The sequence below is a fragment of the Clostridium sp. C8-1-8 genome (assembly GCF_009928445.1).
Classification (GTDB): domain Bacteria; phylum Bacillota; class Clostridia; order Clostridiales; family Clostridiaceae; genus Clostridium_AR.
Map to the genome: position 1 here is coordinate 19501 of NZ_JAABNO010000040.1, position 19330 is coordinate 38830.

At 32.3% G+C, this 19330-nt stretch carries 16 protein-coding genes and 1 pseudogene; 11 read left to right on the forward strand and 6 right to left on the reverse strand.

From position 1 onward, the window contains the following. Positions 1–153 precede the first annotated feature (153 nt). Both GXK57_RS24130 and GXK57_RS24135 read left to right on the forward strand, forming a co-directional pair. Positions 154–501, forward strand: coding sequence for a hypothetical protein (locus tag GXK57_RS24130; protein ID WP_160680573.1), 348 nt, complete (start codon positions 154–156; stop codon positions 499–501). Positions 502–559: 58 nt separating this feature from the next. Then, a pseudogene (locus GXK57_RS24135) lies at positions 560–1585 on the forward strand (FAD-dependent oxidoreductase); the annotation flags it as partial. A gap of 337 nt (positions 1586–1922) precedes the next feature. On the opposite strand, the gene GXK57_RS24140 reads toward GXK57_RS24135, so the two are convergent. Continuing rightward, positions 1923–2705, reverse strand: coding sequence for an EFR1 family ferrodoxin (locus tag GXK57_RS24140; protein WP_160680574.1), 783 nt, complete (start codon positions 2703–2705; stop codon positions 1923–1925). Positions 2706–2839: 134 nt separating this feature from the next. On the opposite strand from GXK57_RS24140, the gene GXK57_RS24145 reads away from it, so the two are divergent. Then, positions 2840–3373, forward strand: coding sequence for a TetR/AcrR family transcriptional regulator (locus tag GXK57_RS24145; RefSeq protein WP_160680575.1), 534 nt, complete (start codon positions 2840–2842; stop codon positions 3371–3373). Positions 3374–3930: 557 nt separating this feature from the next. Here GXK57_RS24145 and GXK57_RS24150 read toward each other — a convergent pair. Beyond that, entirely contained in the window at positions 3931–4410 is a 480-nt protein-coding gene (locus GXK57_RS24150; RefSeq protein WP_160680576.1) for a hypothetical protein, read from the reverse strand. Between the two features lie 251 nt (positions 4411–4661). Between GXK57_RS24150 and GXK57_RS24155 the strand changes: the two genes are divergently transcribed. The 8 genes from GXK57_RS24155 (at position 4662) to GXK57_RS24190 (ending at position 12015) form a co-directional block, all read left to right on the forward strand. Next, positions 4662–4901, forward strand: a complete 240-nt coding sequence (locus GXK57_RS24155; RefSeq protein ID WP_160680577.1) for a hypothetical protein — start codon at positions 4662–4664, stop codon at positions 4899–4901. A 53-nt stretch (positions 4902–4954) separates the two neighbouring features. After that, positions 4955–5272, forward strand: a complete 318-nt coding sequence (locus GXK57_RS24160) for a UPF0175 family protein (RefSeq protein WP_160680578.1) — start codon at positions 4955–4957, stop codon at positions 5270–5272. 319 nt (positions 5273–5591) lie between these two features. Next, on the forward strand, positions 5592–5753 hold the full coding sequence (locus GXK57_RS24165; protein ID WP_160680579.1) for a DUF3368 domain-containing protein: 162 nt from the start codon (positions 5592–5594) through the stop codon (positions 5751–5753). Between the two features lie 1714 nt (positions 5754–7467). Then, on the forward strand, positions 7468–8058 hold the full coding sequence (locus GXK57_RS24170; RefSeq protein WP_160680580.1) for a TetR/AcrR family transcriptional regulator: 591 nt from the start codon (positions 7468–7470) through the stop codon (positions 8056–8058). Between the two features lie 514 nt (positions 8059–8572). Continuing rightward, positions 8573–9130 (forward strand): flavodoxin domain-containing protein, encoded by a 558-nt coding sequence (locus GXK57_RS24175; protein ID WP_160680581.1) that lies wholly within the window; start codon positions 8573–8575, stop codon positions 9128–9130. 3 nt (positions 9131–9133) lie between these two features. Further along, positions 9134–9724, forward strand: coding sequence for a CDP-alcohol phosphatidyltransferase family protein (locus GXK57_RS24180; protein WP_160680582.1), 591 nt, complete (start codon positions 9134–9136; stop codon positions 9722–9724). Between the two features lie 429 nt (positions 9725–10153). Then, positions 10154–10657 (forward strand): DUF6323 family protein, encoded by a 504-nt coding sequence (locus tag GXK57_RS24185; protein ID WP_160680583.1) that lies wholly within the window; start codon positions 10154–10156, stop codon positions 10655–10657. Beyond that, positions 10657–12015 (forward strand): DUF6179 domain-containing protein, encoded by a 1359-nt coding sequence (locus tag GXK57_RS24190; RefSeq protein ID WP_160680584.1) that lies wholly within the window; start codon positions 10657–10659, stop codon positions 12013–12015. The genes GXK57_RS24185 and GXK57_RS24190 overlap by 1 nt, the downstream gene beginning before the upstream one ends. A gap of 337 nt (positions 12016–12352) precedes the next feature. Here GXK57_RS24190 and GXK57_RS24195 read toward each other — a convergent pair whose 3' ends face one another. From GXK57_RS24195 to GXK57_RS24210, 4 genes are all read right to left on the reverse strand, one after another. Further along, positions 12353–13141 carry an ATP-binding cassette domain-containing protein gene (locus GXK57_RS24195; protein ID WP_160680585.1) on the reverse strand — a complete coding sequence of 263 codons (789 nt, stop codon included), beginning with the start codon at positions 13139–13141 and terminating at the stop codon, positions 12353–12355. Continuing rightward, positions 13131–14111: an ABC transporter ATP-binding protein gene (locus tag GXK57_RS24200; RefSeq protein WP_160680586.1), complete on the reverse strand. Its 981-nt coding sequence runs from the start codon at positions 14109–14111 to the stop codon at positions 13131–13133. The genes GXK57_RS24195 and GXK57_RS24200 overlap by 11 nt, the downstream gene beginning before the upstream one ends. Positions 14112–14126: 15 nt before the next feature. Then, positions 14127–16466: an ABC transporter permease subunit gene (locus tag GXK57_RS24205; RefSeq protein WP_160680587.1), complete on the reverse strand. Its 2340-nt coding sequence runs from the start codon at positions 16464–16466 to the stop codon at positions 14127–14129. Positions 16467–16576: 110 nt separating this feature from the next. Beyond that, the gene (locus tag GXK57_RS24210) at positions 16577–19006 is read right to left on the reverse strand and encodes a M28 family peptidase (protein WP_160680588.1); all 2430 of its coding nucleotides are present in this window, start codon (positions 19004–19006) and stop codon (positions 16577–16579) included. Between the last annotated feature and the right edge of the window lie 324 nt (positions 19007–19330).

Here is a 19330-nt window from a genome sequence, read left to right on the forward strand (position 1 = left end):
ATTTAGAGCGTTATATATATTGGTGGTGTTTTATTTTGAACTGGATAAATAATAATTTATAAATTAAATATGGGCCAAGAAATAGCTGTGTATAATGTGTAGCTATACTATAGGTTAAACAATATATTTAAAAAATTGCTAAGGGGGATACAAATGTCATACTCAATACATATAATCAAGTCTAATTACCCATGGGAAGCAAGTAAGCAACCAATTACGTTAGAGGAATGGATTAGTTTAGTAGAAGCAGATATGGAAATGAAAATGAAAAGTGAATTTGAAGACATTAATCCTATAACGAAAGAGAAAATCATAATAAAGTTGGAGAACACAGCTGTTTATACCTATAATTATGAAGGCAATACTTGTGAAGTACTATTCACATATAATAGAGGGAAGATCTCTGGGGCTTATGTAAATGATAAGGTTATAGAAAAGATGAAGGAAATTGCAACAAAGTTAGGTTGTAGAGTTGTTGGTGATGAGGGAGAAGAATACTAAGGTGAAGATTTAAAGCTTATACTCTGGTATGTAAGGTTGCAATATTGTAAACCGTGCACATGCAAGCCTCTATGATGTAAATAAAATTGAAGGTGAAGTTTCTAGATATATAAAGGATATGGGGATAAATGTTCATACTGTTGCTAGAGTCACAGATATAAGTATGGAGGGCAAGAAGATAACTGGCATATACCTAGCAGATGGAGACTATGTAGAGGGTGATGTATTCATTGAGGCTACTGGCTCTACAGGACCAATGGGCAACTGCTTAAGGTATGGAAATGGATGTTCTATGTGTATATTAAGATGTCCTGCTTTTGGACCAAGGATCAGTATAAGTGAGAGAGCAGGGGTTAGGGATATACAGGGTGAGAGAAATGGTGATGAGCTTGGGGCTTTTAGTGGATCTTGCAAGCTAGCTAAGGAAAGCCTATCTCAGGAAATCGTAGAGCAGCTAGATGAGACAGGGGTTGTTATTCTTCAGATACCAAAGGAAGATGTAAACTATGGAAAGCTAGAGACAAAGGTATGTCAGCAGTATGCTTTAAAAGAATTCGCCGAAAATATCATTCTTCTGGACACTGGACACGCCAAGCTTATGACCACTTATTACCCTTTAGAAAAGCTTAGAAAGATAAAAGGACTAGAGAGTGCAAAATACGTGGATCCATATGCGGGAAGCAAGGGGAACTCTATAAGATATTTGTCAGTTGCACCAAGAACTGATGAAATGAAGGTAACAGGAGTGGATAATCTATTCTGTGCTGGAGAAAAAGCAGGCTTATTTGTAGGACATACAGAAGCCATATGTACTGGAACCTTAGCAGGTCACAATGCAGTAAGACATGGTCTAGGAATGCCAGCTTTGATACTTCCAAGGGCTACAGCTATAGGAGATATGATAGCTTATGCAAATGAGAGATCAGAAACTAGAGAGGGAAGAAAAGCTAGGTTCACCTTTGCAGGTTCAGAGTATTTTAAGAGAATGGATGCCTTAGGCTTGTACACTATAGATAAGAGTGAAATAGCTAGAAGGATAGAAAAGCTTAATTTGAGCGGTATATTTGAAATGAAGCTTGTTTAGCACTAATTATAATAAGTTTAACTTAGGCAAGTTTAAAGATGATAGTCTAATGTGGAGCTCAGTATTGTTGAACTGGGCTCTTAATGCTTTTTATTTAATTAAGGCTATGTTTTATAATATTGTTGAGATTAAGTGGTCATGAAGGAGATGCTATATGATCGAGTAATTTAGAATTAAATAATTTTTTTCGAGATATGGCCTTGTTCTATTTTATTTGAAAAAGCATGAGAAAGGAAAAAGTCAATTTAAAGCATATACTCTTCAAATTGGCTTTAATTTTGCATTGGCAAAATATTAACTTAATAGCGTTGGAGTTTTAGTAGGGGGTACTTGATTACTAGGAATTAGATATTATAGAACCTTTTTTGTATTCTTTACATAGGTAGCGGCCATTATTTTCTGTTTTACCTTTTACATCGATAGCAGCTTTTGGACAGTTATGAATACAAGCATAGCAGTGGATACATTTATCTCCAAACTTAGGTTTTCCATCTAACATCTTAATGTTATTTAATGCACATACTCGTTCACATTTACCACAAGATATACACTTATCTGATGCTACGAAGTTTTTGCTAGATACCATAAACTTACGATAAAGTACATTTACAGGTCCAGAAAGGACTGTGGGCATAGAAATTGTATCATTTTTACTCTTTTCTATAAAAGATTCTTTTTTAATACGGCTAGCATAATCAGAAATCACTGGCAATGCAGAATTAATAATTTTCTCTATTGTGGTTTTATCTGCCATTGGTTCTGCAGTTACATAATTACTTGGCATCAGAACACTTCCTAATCCCATAAACTGCATTCCCTTATTAATACATATTTTATTGCAATACTTTACACAATTGCCTGATTGTCCACCCATGGTAGCGATAAAATAGAACTTGTTACTTCCCGAAAAAGTAGATCTTTCTAGTAATTCGGTAACTACTTGTGGTATACGCCATGCGTATATAGGGGTAACAACTACAAATGGCTTATCAGAGTAAAATCTGGTTTCTCCATGTTCTTTCAAAATGCTGTTCAGAGACATAATCTCATCACCTAAGAAATCAGCTAATGCATTTGCTACAAACTTACTGTTTCCTGTCCCGGAAAAATATAAAATCATCTGCGAAAACCTCCATACAATAAATTTAAAACTGATACACTTGTAACACTTAATAGTCTATAATATAATACAGAAATAACATTATTTCAATAAGTTTGGTGAAACTGATACAAATTGAAAGGAGTGTAACATTTTTGAAAAATCAAAATACAAATAAAACTGCTGTTAAATACAAAGAGTGGATTATAAATGCTTTTTTTGAATTACTGAAGGAATATACATATGAAGAAATAACAGTTAAACAAATTATTTTACAAGCAGATGTTTCAAGGCAGACCTTTTACCGCCATTTTAATGATAAGGATGATATAGTTAGATATTATAATACTTTATTAAGCAAAGAGCTTTCTTCTAAGCTTTCCGTTTTAAAAGAGAACTCTTTATATAGTATTTTATTGTGCTATTTTACTTTTTGGGATACTCATGTGGATATTCTAAACTTACTGAAAAACAATGATTGCGAATATTATTATAATGAACTAATGTACAAAACAATGGACATGTTAAAAGTTCATTTTTCAGGATATAGCGAACGTGAGTTTAATCTAATAAAATCATTTTTAATTGGTGGCTTATATAAGATAAATATAGATTGGTTAATGATGGATGATAGGGAGACTCCTGAAGAAATAGCACATCTTTTATGTAAATATATTAGACAAGGATAAAACTTAAATAAAGGTTTCTTTAATTCGAAAGGTGATAGGATATCAATTAAAGGTCAGTTTAAGCAAAGTATTAGAACTATTGCCATCAAGGCAAGTGGGAATGTAAGGAAGATAATAGCTTTTGAAAAAGCCACCAAAAAGGTCAAGAAGAAGTATTGTCTGAAATACTTATATCTCAAAGTAATGTTCTGATTTCAATTCTATTAGCTACATCAATAAAAGGTAATGATGGAACAACTGTAGTAGGAACTATTCAAGTTCTAGTTAAGCTTTGAAAGCTAAATGAATCTGTAAGAAACCAGCTTAATTTTAACACTGTATTTTAACTATGGAATATTAAAAAGTAATTAGTATCTATATTTTGTACAAGGTAGGGGTAGGAATAATAAGGGTGAGGAAATTAAAATAGTAGATATATTTTGTAAAAATAGCTTCTAAATATACTAATTCATAATATTAGTTAGTATTAGAAGCTAAAATAGTATGGTAATAGATTTTGTTATCTTAAAAATTAGTAAATGGAATAACCTTCTTCATATTATCAGACTATAGCTCATTTATTTTATGATGTCTAAAAGTTTATTAGAGGATTTTAAAGGCCCTCTAGATGAGTCAACATAATTTTCTTTATTCCCATATTGAAAATACGTACTATTATTATCACTTAGGTTAAAATATAGTCTATTATATTTTATTGGTGAAAAACCATTAGAGTTGTTTATATCCATTTCCTGCTCTTTATCATAAATAAATTCTATTCCTAAATATTTCTTTTTGTTATCTGTGACAACTTCATCTATCTTGATACCATCTTTAGCTACAGATAAAGTATCAGCATCAATTCTCTCATTAGTTAGATCAATTATCTTTTTAAAGTTAGTATCACTAGGTAAAATTTCTTTTTGATTTCCATCTTTATATAGTATTATTTTATCGGGATTATCTATTATTTTATCTAAGTTATTTTTAGAGTTACTACAGCCAAATAGAAGTAGCATTGAACATAATAAGATAAAAATAAGAGAAATATTTTTCATAAAACACCCCTTTAATATGAACTTCAATTTATTTACATAATTGTTTATATTAATAATACATAAATTATTAAATACAGTAAACAATTTCATGAATTTAAATATTTTTAAATGATATGGTCATAACTGTATATAGATTCAATAGCAGCATAAACAAAAAGCTTATCTCTATATGGAAATTGCTTTATATAAGTATTTTAGTATGTTAAAATTGGCACAAACAGAAATTTCACTAAGGGAACTGATAGTATGAGATGGAAGAAGTAAGAAAGCAATATCCAGATACTTTTATAAAGGTTAAGGTAGTAGAATCTTATATTGAAGAGGACAAGGAAATTGTAAATGAGGTAGCTTTTATAAAGGTAACGAAATATGAAAAAGAAGCTATGATAGAACATTTGAAATGCAAAACAGATCAGTATGTATATAATACAGTCAAAGATAGAGTTGAGATTCAGTTGGTTAAATATATTGGTGTAAGAGGCAAAATGTAAATTTAATATAAAAAGAATAGAGTGAAATAAATTATTAATAAGGCGGTGTAATAATGTCTATAGAAAGATCTAAAGTTGACATAAAGGTTTCAGAAGCGTTGATACCTTTTATAAATAAGATAGGTCCAGGGAAGAGTCTAGACGACAAGGTTAATCTGTCTATTGCAATAGGCTTGTTTGTAAGTAGAAATGTAACATTGGCAAGAGCTGCTGAATTAGCAGAACTTTCTATTGGGGAATTCATTGATGTTCTAACAAGGCAAGGTATAGCTTGGGGAGAATATTCGGAAGAGATGGAGAAGATGGACGACATATCTGTAGAAAATTTACTGGAAAGAATGGCTGATAAAAGTGATAAAGGTAGTTTGTAATTCTAGCCCTATAATAGGTTTGTCAATAATAAACAAGCTAGATCTATTGTAGGAATTATTTGATGAAGTTATAATTCTGCAAGCTGTATATGACGAAATTGTTAATTCAAAAGGAAATGAGAAATATGGTTCAAAAGAACTTGAAGTTGCAGTAAGCCTAAATAGAATAAAGGTTATTCAAGTTAAGGATAGTAAGATTGTAGAAGAACTTTATGGTAAATTACATAAAGGTGAGCTAGAAACAATTATTCTAGCAAAGGAATTAAAGATTAATGATGTAATTATAGATGAGAAAGCAGCCAGAAGCTTTGCTGAGGCAATGATGCTTCAAACTACAGGAATAATTGGAGTTTTGATATTAGCTAAGAAGTTAGGAAGGATTGCTAAGGTTAAACATTATCTTGATGAGTTAGTTAATAAGGGATATAGAATATCTAAGAATCTTTATACAAATGCGTTGAAAAAATGTAATGAACTATAATATGAGTCAATACCGTATTATTCAGAAATTGATAATGCGGTATTTTTATACCTTGAAATTAAAAGGGGGGCAAATTTCAATTAACTATAAAGAAAATAATAAATGATTGTTTAAACACTATTACTCAAATATGTAGAGAGGGATGATAGTATAGTGAAAAGCTATCATCAGCTATAAGAGAATTACATTCTAGTAGCTTTTCACTTTATTAAGGATTACAATATGTAGTCAGTGATATGTGATGGTATAAAAAGAATAAGCTGTAGAGAATAAAATTACTATGTTAAACAAAGACTTAAGAAGATTTTATAAGTATACTGATTCTAGTATGATTTGGGATTAAGGTAAGGACAATTATAGAAATCATAATGTAGACTAAATATGTAATAAATTTTTAATGCTTGTCTAGAGATGATATAAATAATAAATTTAATTAGTAGCATTGCATTTGCAGTAGCTACATTGATGAAAGTATCAGAGAAGCCACACAGGAAGGCAAAGAGAGAATTTGTATATTGGATGAGAAGATAAAATCCTATGAAGTGGAGTGAAAGTATTTTATAAGCATAAATGAATTTCAGTCATTTGGTAGGGATGATTTTAATAGCTGTGTTGGTATAAAGATAGTTGTAAATAATAAACTATTTATGAAAATTAGAATTAATGATAGTTAAAGAGTTATTCAGCAAGATAGAACCTATGCGATATAGGAAGTAGAAGCACTTAAATATATTTTAAATTTTAATAATAGAGTAATTCTATATGTAAGAAAAAATCTCAGATAGTTAAAGAATAAGTTGAATTGGAACATTTATACTAGGGCGCTGAACTAAACATGAGTATTGACTATAGTATAGAGAAAATACAGATTAGTTCAGATGAATCCAGTGCGGAATAGAGACAAATAATAAAATATATCGAGGATTTAGATATAGAATATAGAAAAGCAATAAAAAAAGATAATAAATACAAATATAAGTATATGCTTTATATAGGGTAATTGTATCAAATAAGTTAAATACATTCGGTAAGTGGCTTAGATATATTGCCGATTGAGAATAATACCTCCTAACCACACCTTTATTATCAAAATAAACAAGCATCAATTAATTTTTGGTGCTTTTGTTGTTTCATTTATAGCATGTAGAATTTATTATTTACAATGATATACCAGAGAAAATATTAGTTTTCTCTAGCCTCATTGGTTTTGCAATCTTTGTAAGAAGAACTACATCCGTTCAATAATGATAATGAACTTGCCATCGCAGCTGACTATCACAATTGAGAAGTGAGATGCGATATCCTTTAAAAGAGCAACCAATAAGGTTAATACTTTCTCTAGCATACCTATATACCTCGTGATCAGTATTTAATTAACAATGTATATATATGATAAATACTGAATTAGTATGCAATATAAATTAATTTGTAGAAAGCTTGCCAAAATTTTAGTGGTTGAAAGCGAAAATCAGTAAGCTAATATAAAACTATAAACAAGGATATTTTGTGAACAGAACAAAGATATCCTTGTTTTTTTACATATGAAATCATACTGAAACGTAAAAGCAACATTTATTTAGTTCAAAGCCTTGATGCAAAATCTTATATAATTGCTGTATGATATAATTCTTATAAACATTGTTGACATAAAAGTATATTATTGGTACTATATTACCAATGGTAATTACCGCTGGTAATGAAGGGAGCAATTGAGATGACTATGGACAAAAAACAGGTGAATAAAGAAATTATTATAGAAACGGCTTTGAGGTTAATTGATGAGAAGCAGGGGATAAAGGAGGTAACCTTACGAGATATTGCTAAGGAAATTGGTTGCGCTCATACAAACTTATACAATTACTTTGGAAGCTTAGATGAAATATTTTGGGAGTCTTTAAGTGCGCTGCTTAGTAGGATGATGGAGTACTCAAGTCTAGGGGACAGTGAGGAGCAGCAAGGTGAGAATAAAATATATTTAACCATATCTAAGGTAATTGACTTTTTTATGGAGCATCCAGGTTGGTATAGGTTTATGTGGTTTGATTCTCTAGGAGGACGACCTTCTCAGGAATTGGCTAGAAGTATACATAGACCGGGGGAAGGTTTTGTGACTATTGTAAAGATGGCTAATAGCGAAATTGATGATGAAAAGGCTAAGCAGGTGGCTAATATACTACACAGTTATTTTCATGGGGAGTTCTGCAAATGGATTAATAACAGAGGACTAGTAGAGGGTGATAAAGAAGGAACGAAAGCTATGATATTAAGTAATGTAAAAACTCTATATAAGTTACTAATTCAGTAATCATTGCGGATTCATAATGGTTTTTCATATATAGGATTCTTAACTCAACTATTAAGTTATACGTGCCCTATAATCCCAAGAAGATGCGATTATGGAACAAGTGTAACTTAAGTGTCTATATAGGAATTCTATGTAGGGTTATAAGATCAAACATTAAGTTATGAGTTTTACTTGCAATAGATTTTGAAAGTCTTTAACGGTGAGTATAACTTAAACTTCGAGCCGTGAACCCTATATAGACAGACTACTTCAAAATGAAATTTAATAAAATAAAGCTTTGAGGTTATATAGAAACTTTATTTTGGTCTAAGGATTGACATAGTAGGTCTCTTTAGATGGATAGATATTTTAAAATTCATAATCTAAAACACTAGAAGTAAGTTTACCTTCTAATGATATCTTTTCGATTATATACTTTACTTTAAACTGGTGAATTTTTATGGGCTTACCAAATAATATTAAAGTTTATATTTTTCAAGTTCTCTTTATAAAATTTATTAATGAGGGGTGTAAGATGGTCAATATATTAAAAATAATAGGAAAAGTGTTTTTGGGGTTTGTTGGCTTATGTATTGTTGCAGTTGCTTTCTGCTCCTGGTACACAGGGTCAAATACAAAGGATTACGGTGATAATCAAAGGATATTAGGGATAACAAATGGGAATGGGAAAGCGGCATTGATTATATATCAACCTTCCAGGGGAGGGAAGACAGATAAAGTAGCTGAGAATCTGGCTAAGGGAATCCATGATGCTGGTTATGAGGTGACTTTGGATAATCCGGGAAAGCATCTTAAAACAGATCTTTCTGGGTATTCCATTGTAGTATTTGGTTCGCCTGTGTACATGGGCCAAGTTTCACCGGTTTTAACTCAGTACATGAATTCAGTAAAAAGCTTAACAAATTCTAAGATACTTTTATTTGCCACTGGTGGACAATTGAATAATGGGGAACTAGATACCTTGGAACGACAATTAGGTAGTGTAAAAGCTACAGAGAAGATAGGTTTTAAGAGTGGCAAGGAAGATGAAGCCTTAGCTTATAAAACAGGAAAAAGCTTTGCTGGACAATAGCTTATGTTAGGGGCAAAGTGTATTCCTAATGTTTTAACTTCATTACGAATTGTATTAACAGTAGCATGGATGTATGTTATTAAGCTGGTAGAAGTTAATGGCCAGCATAGGACATCTATAAACTTAGCGGTAATTTTATTTATATTAATATGTTTAACGGATTTATTTGATGGGAAAGCGGCTAGAAAGATGAAGGCTGTCACTAAGTTTGGAAGTGTTTTTGATGTTATAGCAGATTTCATCTTTATTAGCTCCTCAAATATTTTGCTTGGTATATATAACTTAGTTCCAAAGTGGTTCATTTTAGTTGTGATATTTAAATTTGCAGAGTTTTTAATTACATCTAGGATTATTAAGAAGTATGGTGAGTACAAAAGCAGTTTATTTGTCTTTGATTATATTGGAAGAGTGGCAGCGGTAAACTTTTTCCTTATACCAGGAGTCTTTATGCTTGTATATAAGGGTTTAGACAAGAGTTATGGCTATATATTAATCTATTTAACTTTACTGCTGGTTATAATATCATCCTGTTCAAGGGTATACAAATGCTGCAAAGTGCTATATAAAATTAAGACAATAAAAAGATTAATATAGATGTTTTTTGGGTATAGAATTGTAGAAGCATAGGTAGTCTTTTAGGAGATACTACCTATGCTTCTACAATTATAGCTAGTTTCCAAGAAGAGGATTTGATGACTTATTAATTAGGATTAAATTCAGGATATCTTAAGAGCTTAATGAATTAGTTGTTATGATGGAAAACATAAACAGGTGTTGTTTTATAAGAAAGGCAAGAATCTTTTTTAAAGCTTTGAGATTTGAAGTTTCAGTGATATTTATATAGAAAATTTAGATTATATACCTATATAAAGCAAAAAAGAGCATAAAAAATATCATTGACTATAGGTAAGCGCAATGATAGAATTATCCATATGATATTATAATTTATCTATATATTTTTAATATAACACATTTTAAAACAGAAGTCAATAGGTATTTTGAAAAAAGTTAGGAGGTTAATCGGTGGAAAATAATCTAATGTTTATCAAAAGTTCAAGTTTGATCAAAAAGACTTTGTTAGAAATTCAGAAGATTAACGAAGAAACTTTAGAGTATGGATTAAAGCTAACAGAGGAAGATATAAGGGCTATTGTTGATACGAGAAATACTGCATTAAGCAGTAATGGAAGAATAGAGTTTGGAGGTGGAGTGATTACGAAGATAATCGCTGCCTTTTGTGATTCGCCTTATATTCACCAGCAAAATTATGTTGAAAGCATTGATGAACTTATAGAAATCTTTTATTACTTTAAGAATGAAACCTTGGATGAAATAGGTGATGATGATCTGATAGCTTTCATGAAGGATTGCTTTGACAATAAGTGTCAGGGGGATTTTGATTTATTAAGATACAGATATTTGTACCAATTGACCCACAATGTAAAGTACGGTGCTAATGATTATTTAAAAGAGGATATGGAAGAGTTTTCGGATGGTTACTTGGATGAGGAAGGATATGATGAATAATGGAGAACTTTATTATTAATCAAGAGGAAGCCTTACTCAACTTAGTAAGCAGGGAACATTATTTTCAGTCTATGCTTCAATTACTTTACTCAAATGAGCTTCTTAGTGTAAAACAGCTTGAGAGTGTGCAGTTTCAGCTTATAGAACTGCTTGAGGAAACTGTTTCTTATTATACAAGATATGAAAGTTCTTCAGTAAGAGTAGAGGTGGCGGAGCAGATTATGCTGTCTCTATGCTTTACCATTGGGTTGTATTTAAAAGAGCAGCAAAGTATGAAGGAAAATATAGCCTTGATAAAAGGTACAGGAGTAAAGCAGTTATTTAAAGAAGGTGAGAAACTCTTAAGTGCTAAGGTTGAGCTTTGCAAGAGCTTATTAAATACTGTGTATGAAACTAGGGTGATAACTGATAACTATGCCTATAATGACACCATAGATTATGGAATTCCTTTGTTTTTTAAAGAATATGACACTAGATTTGCAAGTCAGGATATGCCTGGTTCAATAGATTATCAGCTGGCTATAGATGTTAGAAACTTGGCTGGAGTGGAATACTTGGAAGAGTATTTGAATAAGGTAGTGCTTGAAAATAAATTTTGTGCATTTTTTAAACCTGAACAGGTTGAAGCTTTATTAAAGGGCTTTAATAAAGACTATGTTCATATGCTTATTAATATTTTTCAGCTTGTACTGGCCAATAGCTTGGGTTGTGTACTCGCTGGAAAAGCAACGCTACTTTTGGATTTAAGTGAAGGGGATAGAGTATATCTAAGCAGCAAGCTGGAGGGTTTAAGTAGTGAAGAACTTGAAAAGTTAATACTTAACACTGTAGAGAATATCTGCGACGAATTGTCCATAGTAGATCAAGTGCTTATCAATTATATGAAGGAAGCCTCCAAGGAAATAACTGTTCAGATAGAGAATGCCTTAGAAATAGATAAACTTGAAAAAGTATTTATTACATTAAAACTAGCAGAGGATAATATTTTTAAATATGAAGATGGGGAAACCTTAACTAACAGTGAATTTAGGAAGATCACAGAGGAAATAAGAGCCTGCATAACTGTAGAGGAAAAGATAAAAATAATAAGAGAAGAAATCCACAGCTTAAAGGATCTAGTGGACACCTTAGGAGCTGACTGCATTTTTGAGAATGAGTATATGGAGCTCTTTAAAGCTTTGGATAAATTTGAAATAGCACTATTGATAAGAGCTACTTCTACAAATAAAGCCTTTGATAATGAATATGGAACTGAAAGTGAAAAGGAATGGCAAAGAAAGCTTAAAGAATATCTACAGGAACTTGATGCTGCTGAAGGTATAGAAATATTAAGAATGGCTGAGGGCATAGAAGTGTAGGGCTGGAGGATTTGAATTTTGTATATAATTAATAAATTGTAATGATCCTATAGAAGTAAAGAATAGATTTATTAGTTTAGCGTGGCAGTTAAATCAAAGATAAAGTCATGGACAAAAGGCGAGAGGTTCAATTAAGGATAGGTGTCTATTTTAGAACTTTAATTACATATTTAGGTTCCTAAATAGAATACCTCAATAGAATACCTCAATTAATTTACCATCCTATCCCGTGTCACACATGAAATAGCCCTTGGCTTTATCTATTATAAGTAGCTTTGTTCGCTGTGTAGCTACCATTATTCATTTAGAAGTAAAATGTTTTTATTCTTTAGCTCTGCTATAACATAGAATCAACTAAGGTTTTAGTATATTCTTCTTTTGGAGTATTTAAAATCTTTTCTGTATCATTTATTTCTACTATTTTGCCTTTATACATAACTGCAACCCTGTCACAGAGGTGCTTGACTACCTTTAGATTATGGGAAATAAATAGGTATGTAAGGTCAAGCTCCTTTTGCAGTTGGCTTAGTAGATTAAGTATTTGGCCTTGAATAGAAATGTCTAGTGCTGATACCGGTTCGTCACAGATGATAAAGGATGGTTTGGTTGATATAGCTCTTGCTATACCTATTCTTTGTAGTTGGCCGCCGCTCATCTGATAGGGAAACTTATGCTTATCATTTTCTGATAGGCCTACTAGGTTTAATAGTCTAGAAACCTCCTTGGAAGCTTCAGCACTAGGGACTATCTTATGAATAAATAGAGGCTCTGTGAGTAATTCTTCAACGGTCATTTTAGGGTCTAGGGTTCCTTGGCTGTGCTGAAAAATAATTTGAAGTTCTTTTCTCATGGCTCTCATAATATCTTCGTTTAAGGAGGTTAGTTCAAGATCCTTATAGAAGATCTTCCCTTTATCAGCCTTTATAAGATTTAATATTAAAGAAGCTACGGTGGTCTTGCCGCTTCCGCTTTCTCCAATAAGGCCAAAGGCTTCTTTCTTTTTTATGGTGAAGCTAACATCCTCTACTGCGTTAATGGTTATTTTACGGGAAAATAAATTCTTTTGTACAAGATAGTGTTTGCTAATGTTTTCTACAGAAAGTAAAAAGTCTCTATCATTGTTCAATATTATCACCACCTTCTCTTAAGAAACATCTAACCTTTCTATTATTAATACTAGATACTTTGGGCATTCCAACCTTACATTTGTCCTCTTTATATTTACATCTCTCATAGAATGGACATTGCTCTGAAAAATCTTTAACTTGCAAGGGACTACCATTTATGGTGTATAGTTCTTCATCATTAGTATTTAGTGACTCTACGCATCGTAGCAATTCTTCTGTATAGGGGTGAAGAGGGATGCTTAGTACGTCTTCCATAGGACCTTCCTCCATAACTAACCCTCCATACATTACTACTATTTTATGACAGATATGCTTCACCACATCAATATCATGGGTTATCAGTAGTATTGAAGAGTTACTATGTTCATTGGTGTACTTTAAAAGTTCCAGTACTTTCTTTTGAAGGGAAGCATCAATAGCAGTGGTAGGTTCATCTGCAATTATTATTTGCGGTGAGCAGAGGGTTGCCATGGCAATAGCCACTCTTTGGCATAAGCCTCCACTGAGCTGTGACTTATACATATGGTAAATAACCTCAGCATTTTCTATACCGACATTTTTCATAGCATTTATTATATCTGCCTTGGTAAAACTCTTTTTATGGATTTTTAGCACTTCCTTAAGCTGGTCTCCGATTTTTTTATAAGGATTAAGAGCAGCGGCAGAGTCTTGAAAAATGTAGGAAATCCTTTTACCTCGGATGGATCTCATTTGCTTTTCTTTAAGCTTTAAAAGGTCTGTTCCTTCAAAGATAATGTTTCCTGAGTCTATTCTAGAGCTTCCGTCATCTACTAATCGGAGGATTGAGGAAGCAGTTACTGTCTTACCACTTCCTGATTCCCCTAGAATTCCGAGAATTTCTCCTTTGTTTAACTCAATATCTACTCCACGAACTACCTGTAAAAAAGCATTGTCATTTTGAAAGGAGATTTTCAAATCATTTATTTTAAGCAGTGCATTATTACTCATTTTCTCACACCCAAACTAATATTTATTTTTCATAATTGTATCTGACAGTATATCTATAAACTTGTTTTTTATAGCATCTTTTTCTTCTGAAGGTAAGTTTTCATTTGTAATGGTAGTAACTGTAGGAACACCTTTTGTATAAAGGATTTCCTGTGAACTTGGGTTTGTATTGGAGCTTTGTGCCATTGAATTTTTATTAATATACTTATCCACCTTAAGGCCGCCTTTTTTTAGATTTGTTTCCAGCTCATGATCGAAGGCCCAGGCAAAGTAGCGGCTTACAGGCACCTGATCTGTGTTAAAGGTTATGGTATCACCAGTGGTGTTCATGTTTGTAAGATCTATGTCTAGAACCGTATTTTCCAGTAGATAAAGTGGATTGGTACCGTAATATTTTGCTCCGGAAGCTTGTTCTGTAAGATTTCCATCAAAGAAGCTGATTATTATAGTTCTTTGAGGTCGAGAATTTGTATTGCCTAGCTTGTAAGCTAGTTCTATAGCCATTTTAAGCTTGTTAACAGTATTTTCTTTATCATAGGATAAGTAGTTATAACCTATACTGATAAGTATTGCTTCCTTAGAAAGCTTAGGATTATTACCAGGAAGGATACCTACAACATTTTTGCCAGTTTGAGCTAAGGACAAGGCTTTTGTGGTGATAGATAGCTGAGAGTTTTTATCTAGCTTCAAAGAAGCTGCTTTTGTCAGGTATATAAAATCTTCACCAGTATTGCCATTATATATTGTCTCAGGAAGTTTTTCTTCAGTGGGGATTATATCTATAATTGCTAGAGCCTTGGATTTGGCTTTCAATTCCTTTGAAAAATTAAGTATTGCAGCTTTTGAATAATTTTGCTCGTCTAAAACTACAAATTTGTTATCAAATTGAGAAAAATCCTTAAGGTTAAAGATATCAAAGCCTTCCTCTAGAAATAGGTCTCCTGATAGCTTGTAGTTATTTGGACTTGCCAGTGAAAAATCCTTACCAAGGATTAACTTACTAGTCTTATGAGAGTTGGTGATGGTGAATTCGTAAGAACCTATGGAATACAGCTTATTTATATCATAATCTTGAATATAATCCTTGCCTAATGGTTTGAAACCAGCGGCTTTTAAGGAGTTTTTTAGGTTAGAAGCAGTATAGTCTGCCTCTTGACTTCCTATGAGCACCTGATCTTTAAACTGCCAGTTTGTAAGTTCTGAGGCCTTAGCAGTATAGGTTTTTCTAAGGTTATTCTCTCTTAAGCTTAAAGTGGTAACTAAAACTATAACTATACACCCTAATGCAATTGAAAGTTTCAGCACCTTCTTTGTGAGTATTTTAAAGCCTAATATCTTTCTGAAATATACAATAAACATGGAGTTTTTACTTTGAAGCTTTTCTCTTAAGCCTTCACCAAAGATGTTGAATCCAAAGATGCTTATAAAAAAGGCAGCTGCTGGCGAAAGTACAGTCCATGGGGCGAAGCTAAAGGAATTTATTGAACTTGACAACATACTTGCCCATTCTGGTTCGTAGCTCATGTTGAATACGGCATTTGTGTCAGAACTTGATATGACTCTTATGTTACCTACATAAACTCCGAAGAAGCCTAACTGCATTATCATAGAAAGAGCCAGTGACATTTCCATAAAAAACAGCACTGTTAGTTCAGGTGAAAAATGAGGAAGTATATTCTCAAGGATTATCTTTCTATTACTTTTTCCAATTGCTTTTTCTCCAGTTACAAAGGGTTGCTGTAGTATTCCTTGAACTCTTTCTCTAATGATACCAGCAAGTTTAGCCCAGCCTACAATAGTAAGTACAATCACAAAGGCTAGAAAAGATTGAGTTCTGAATAAATTTGTAAAGAAAGCTATTTTTAAAACAATAACGCTTATTAATAATGAGGGAATAGTGCTAAATACAGAGTTAAATAGATTTATAACAGAGTTACTAAATCCATTGCCAACTCCAGCAGCCACGCCCATTGGTATAGCGATGAAAAATCTTCCTAAGACTACAAAAAGGCAGATTTCCATTGTGTATCTAGTACCGTAAACTATTATGCTTAAAAGGTCACGGCCAAGGCCATCAGTTCCAAGAAGGTTCTCTTTTGAAGGGGAGAAAGGAGCACCTTTTATAACAAGAGAGCCGTTTTTTTGCACCCCAGACTTTATTCCTTCTATGGTGTAAGTATTATAATGAGTTAATTTCTCAGGAAATATTATTACAAATAAAATAGCTAAGATTATGATTCCTCCAAATATGAAAAGCATATTTGAAGCCATAGTGCTTTTAATTTTTCTTTTATATGAACTAGTAAAGGCAAATTTACGCTTTTTATTGATGTTAGTAAAAAGATTCATTTTCATATTAAACTCCTGTGTATAGATTTCCATTTCACCTTGGTCCTAGGCAATTTCCTTTGGACCTTATTCTTTAAAATTTATCTGACATCTTGTATTGGACTTTGAAGATACAATTAACTTGGAAGCTGTACGTCTTTATTAAACAGCGAAAATGATTTTATGATCATAGAGAGTATACAGTAAACTGCTCCCATTCCGATAACAAGGCCTATGGTAGCATGAATATCACCATCCTTGTAGGAGCTGAATATTTGATATACAATCCCATGATAGTTGAAGAAGTATTCTATAATAATTAGGTTAGAAATTATTATATTTAAAACAGATGGAAGTGCTTCTACAACTTTTATGCTTACAGCTTTTAATAGATGGTTAATAATGATCTTTAAGTTTGAAAGGCCTTTAGCTTTTGCAGCAGCTATATAATTCTTTTGAATCTCTTCACTGGTTGCAGTCTGTGCCATTCTTACTATATAAGCGGTAGGAATAATGGCAAGACATAAGAATGAAAATAGAAAGCTCTGACCTTCGCCCTTTAATGATAAGAGATCATGTTTGTAAATAAATACTCTAATTAACTGAAATACAAGGGCTATAAGTACATCAGGCAGAGACATCAAAGCAATGGAAAGCAAAACTCCAAAAAGTGCATTTCTATTTTTGCTAAAGCCTGTTATTGTGCCAGTTAAAGTGCCCACTATGAAAGCTAGAAGCAAGGAGCTTACTATAAGCAGCATACTCTTTCCTATGGAAAAAAGTATTATGGTTAATATTTTAAAATGCTCTAGTGTTTCACCAAAGCCTTCAGTGACGAAGTTTGTCATGTATTTAACTGCATTATTGCCAATAATAAAAACCGAGTAGTTGGGTATAAGAGTTTTGTTAAAGACTATAACATTAAAGCTTGGTGGTATAAAAGCAATAAATACAATTATAAAAATTACTATAAAAAATGCTGAGGTTAATTTGGTAAGCTTGTCTGCAATTTTAAAAATATTTGAGTGATAAATACCGAAATAACTAACTCCTAGTAAACTTCCAGAAGGTTTAGCTTTGGACAGAGTTTTTATCACAATAGAAATAAAGGTTAAGGCAGCAAGTGCAATTATTATAGTGATTTCTACATTATTAAATACACCATGAAACCAGTCGTGGTAAACTTCTCGTTGAAGATAATTAGTAAGAGTGTTACCTATATGAGAAATTCTTTCTTTATCTATATTGTCCATATTGTCACTAGTTGTATGGTATATTTCTTGGATTTGGGCTGAGGAACCTAGGGTGGTGTTAATGGAATTAGATGAATTGGATATATCATAAGTTGAATCCCCATAGACGAGTACTGCAGGAACATCCTTCTTAAGAAAGGCCTCAGTATCACCGCCAGTAACACTTCTTTTAGATATAATACTGATATCATCCTTAGAGATATAAGAGGCAAGCTTACCCATCAAAGCCTCGCCAGTTGAACCAAAGGAGGAAAGATAGAGCTTTTTGTCCTTAGCTGAACCTAAGGCATCAAGAGAAAATACTTGTGATTTATGAAGAGGATAAATTGGATTTTCAACATAGTATTTAGAGCCTAAGTTTCCTTCTTCATGGCTATTAAAGGCTGCAAAAATTACGGTGATTTGAGGCTTTAGCTTTGAACTTTTCATTGTTCTTGCAAGCTCCAGCATCATTGCAACACCTGAGCCACTGTGAAGACTTCCAGGTACAAAGGCAGCATCTCCAATAGCTCCAACTCCATCAATATCTGAAGTTATTAACAGATAGCCTTTAGACTTATCAGTACCATCTATTTTCCCTAAAATGTTTGGAGTATTCATTGCCTTAAAATAAACGTCAAGATCTAAGGTAGCAGATAAGCTGCTATTTATATTATCCACTAAGTACCTTGTAGCATTTTTTGAGATTTTATATATTACCATGGACTTGCCACTTTTGGAATGAATATTAAAGCTATCTTTTACAGTTAGGCTATCCACAGATAAAAGCATGGCTTTGCAACCATTATCAGCAGCATATTTTAAGTCATCATCTGTGACAGGAGTCAGTGCTACTATTGTATAGCTATTGAGGATATTATTAGGCACTGACTTTATATCACCACCAAAGAAGTAGAGGTTTTCTTGGATTTTACCACTTCCACCTAAGCCATTAACAACATCAAGAAAATCTTCACCGTACTTAAAATTTCTGATTTCATTGGTAGCCTTGTTTAGAATACTTAATTTAGGTGTGGAATTATAGGAAGGAACCATGGTACTGAAGTTCTGATAGTAGGTGCCATTGTCACCGCCGGCAGCAACACCAATACTTTGAAAATAATCCTTCACGTATTCCAGAGACTTTATATTACCCTCAGAACCAGCTAATCTTCCATTAAATTTCTCTGAGGACAAAGCGTCCAGGTTCTTATACACATTATCCTCATTAAAAGGGCTGTTATTAAAGTTATGTTCAGTAATTTGAAATACAAAAACAAAAGCTATAAATATGTAAATTAAAATTGCTGAAAAATTTTTAAGCTTTCTTACCATAAGGAACTCCTTTCATTTTTGTAAAAATATTCATGTTAAATATTATAGAAAAGTTTTGGCAACTTGTAAATAAATAATGAAATTAATTAACAAATGAGTAATATAATATTGATTTGATTTTTAATATATCAATAATTTGAGGCTTTGCTAGGATGGAGTTGTTGCTGATTTAATTGCGAAGAGGCTAATTTGTATAAGTTTCGAAAAAGCCTATTACTTAGTAAATTAGTATAAGCTTAAAATGAGGGGGAAGGTGGGGGATTTGGGGTTAGTGTAAATGTTAATATGAAAGTGCATAAAAGTTCCAACATCAAAATGTAGGAA

Coding starts and splice junctions, on each gene's coding strand:
- GXK57_RS24180 (WP_160680582.1), top strand. CDS start 9,134: ATGTTAGGGGCAAAGTGTATTCCTAATGTTTTAACTTCATTACGAATT.
- GXK57_RS24200 (WP_160680586.1), bottom strand. CDS start 14,111: ATGAGTAATAATGCACTGCTTAAAATAAATGATTTGAAAATCTCCTTT.
- GXK57_RS24150 (WP_160680576.1), bottom strand. CDS start 4,410: ATGAAAAATATTTCTCTTATTTTTATCTTATTATGTTCAATGCTACTT.
- GXK57_RS24155 (WP_160680577.1), top strand. CDS start 4,662: ATGGAAGAAGTAAGAAAGCAATATCCAGATACTTTTATAAAGGTTAAG.
- GXK57_RS24190 (WP_160680584.1), top strand. CDS start 10,657: ATGGAGAACTTTATTATTAATCAAGAGGAAGCCTTACTCAACTTAGTA.
- GXK57_RS24175 (WP_160680581.1), top strand. CDS start 8,573: ATGGTCAATATATTAAAAATAATAGGAAAAGTGTTTTTGGGGTTTGTT.
- GXK57_RS24165 (WP_160680579.1), top strand. CDS start 5,592: ATGATGCTTCAAACTACAGGAATAATTGGAGTTTTGATATTAGCTAAG.
- GXK57_RS24160 (WP_160680578.1), top strand. CDS start 4,955: ATGTCTATAGAAAGATCTAAAGTTGACATAAAGGTTTCAGAAGCGTTG.
- GXK57_RS24130 (WP_160680573.1), top strand. CDS start 154: ATGTCATACTCAATACATATAATCAAGTCTAATTACCCATGGGAAGCA.
- GXK57_RS24205 (WP_160680587.1), bottom strand. CDS start 16,466: ATGAAAATGAATCTTTTTACTAACATCAATAAAAAGCGTAAATTTGCC.
- GXK57_RS24210 (WP_160680588.1), bottom strand. CDS start 19,006: ATGGTAAGAAAGCTTAAAAATTTTTCAGCAATTTTAATTTACATATTT.
- GXK57_RS24170 (WP_160680580.1), top strand. CDS start 7,468: ATGACTATGGACAAAAAACAGGTGAATAAAGAAATTATTATAGAAACG.
- GXK57_RS24140 (WP_160680574.1), bottom strand. CDS start 2,705: ATGATTTTATATTTTTCCGGGACAGGAAACAGTAAGTTTGTAGCAAAT.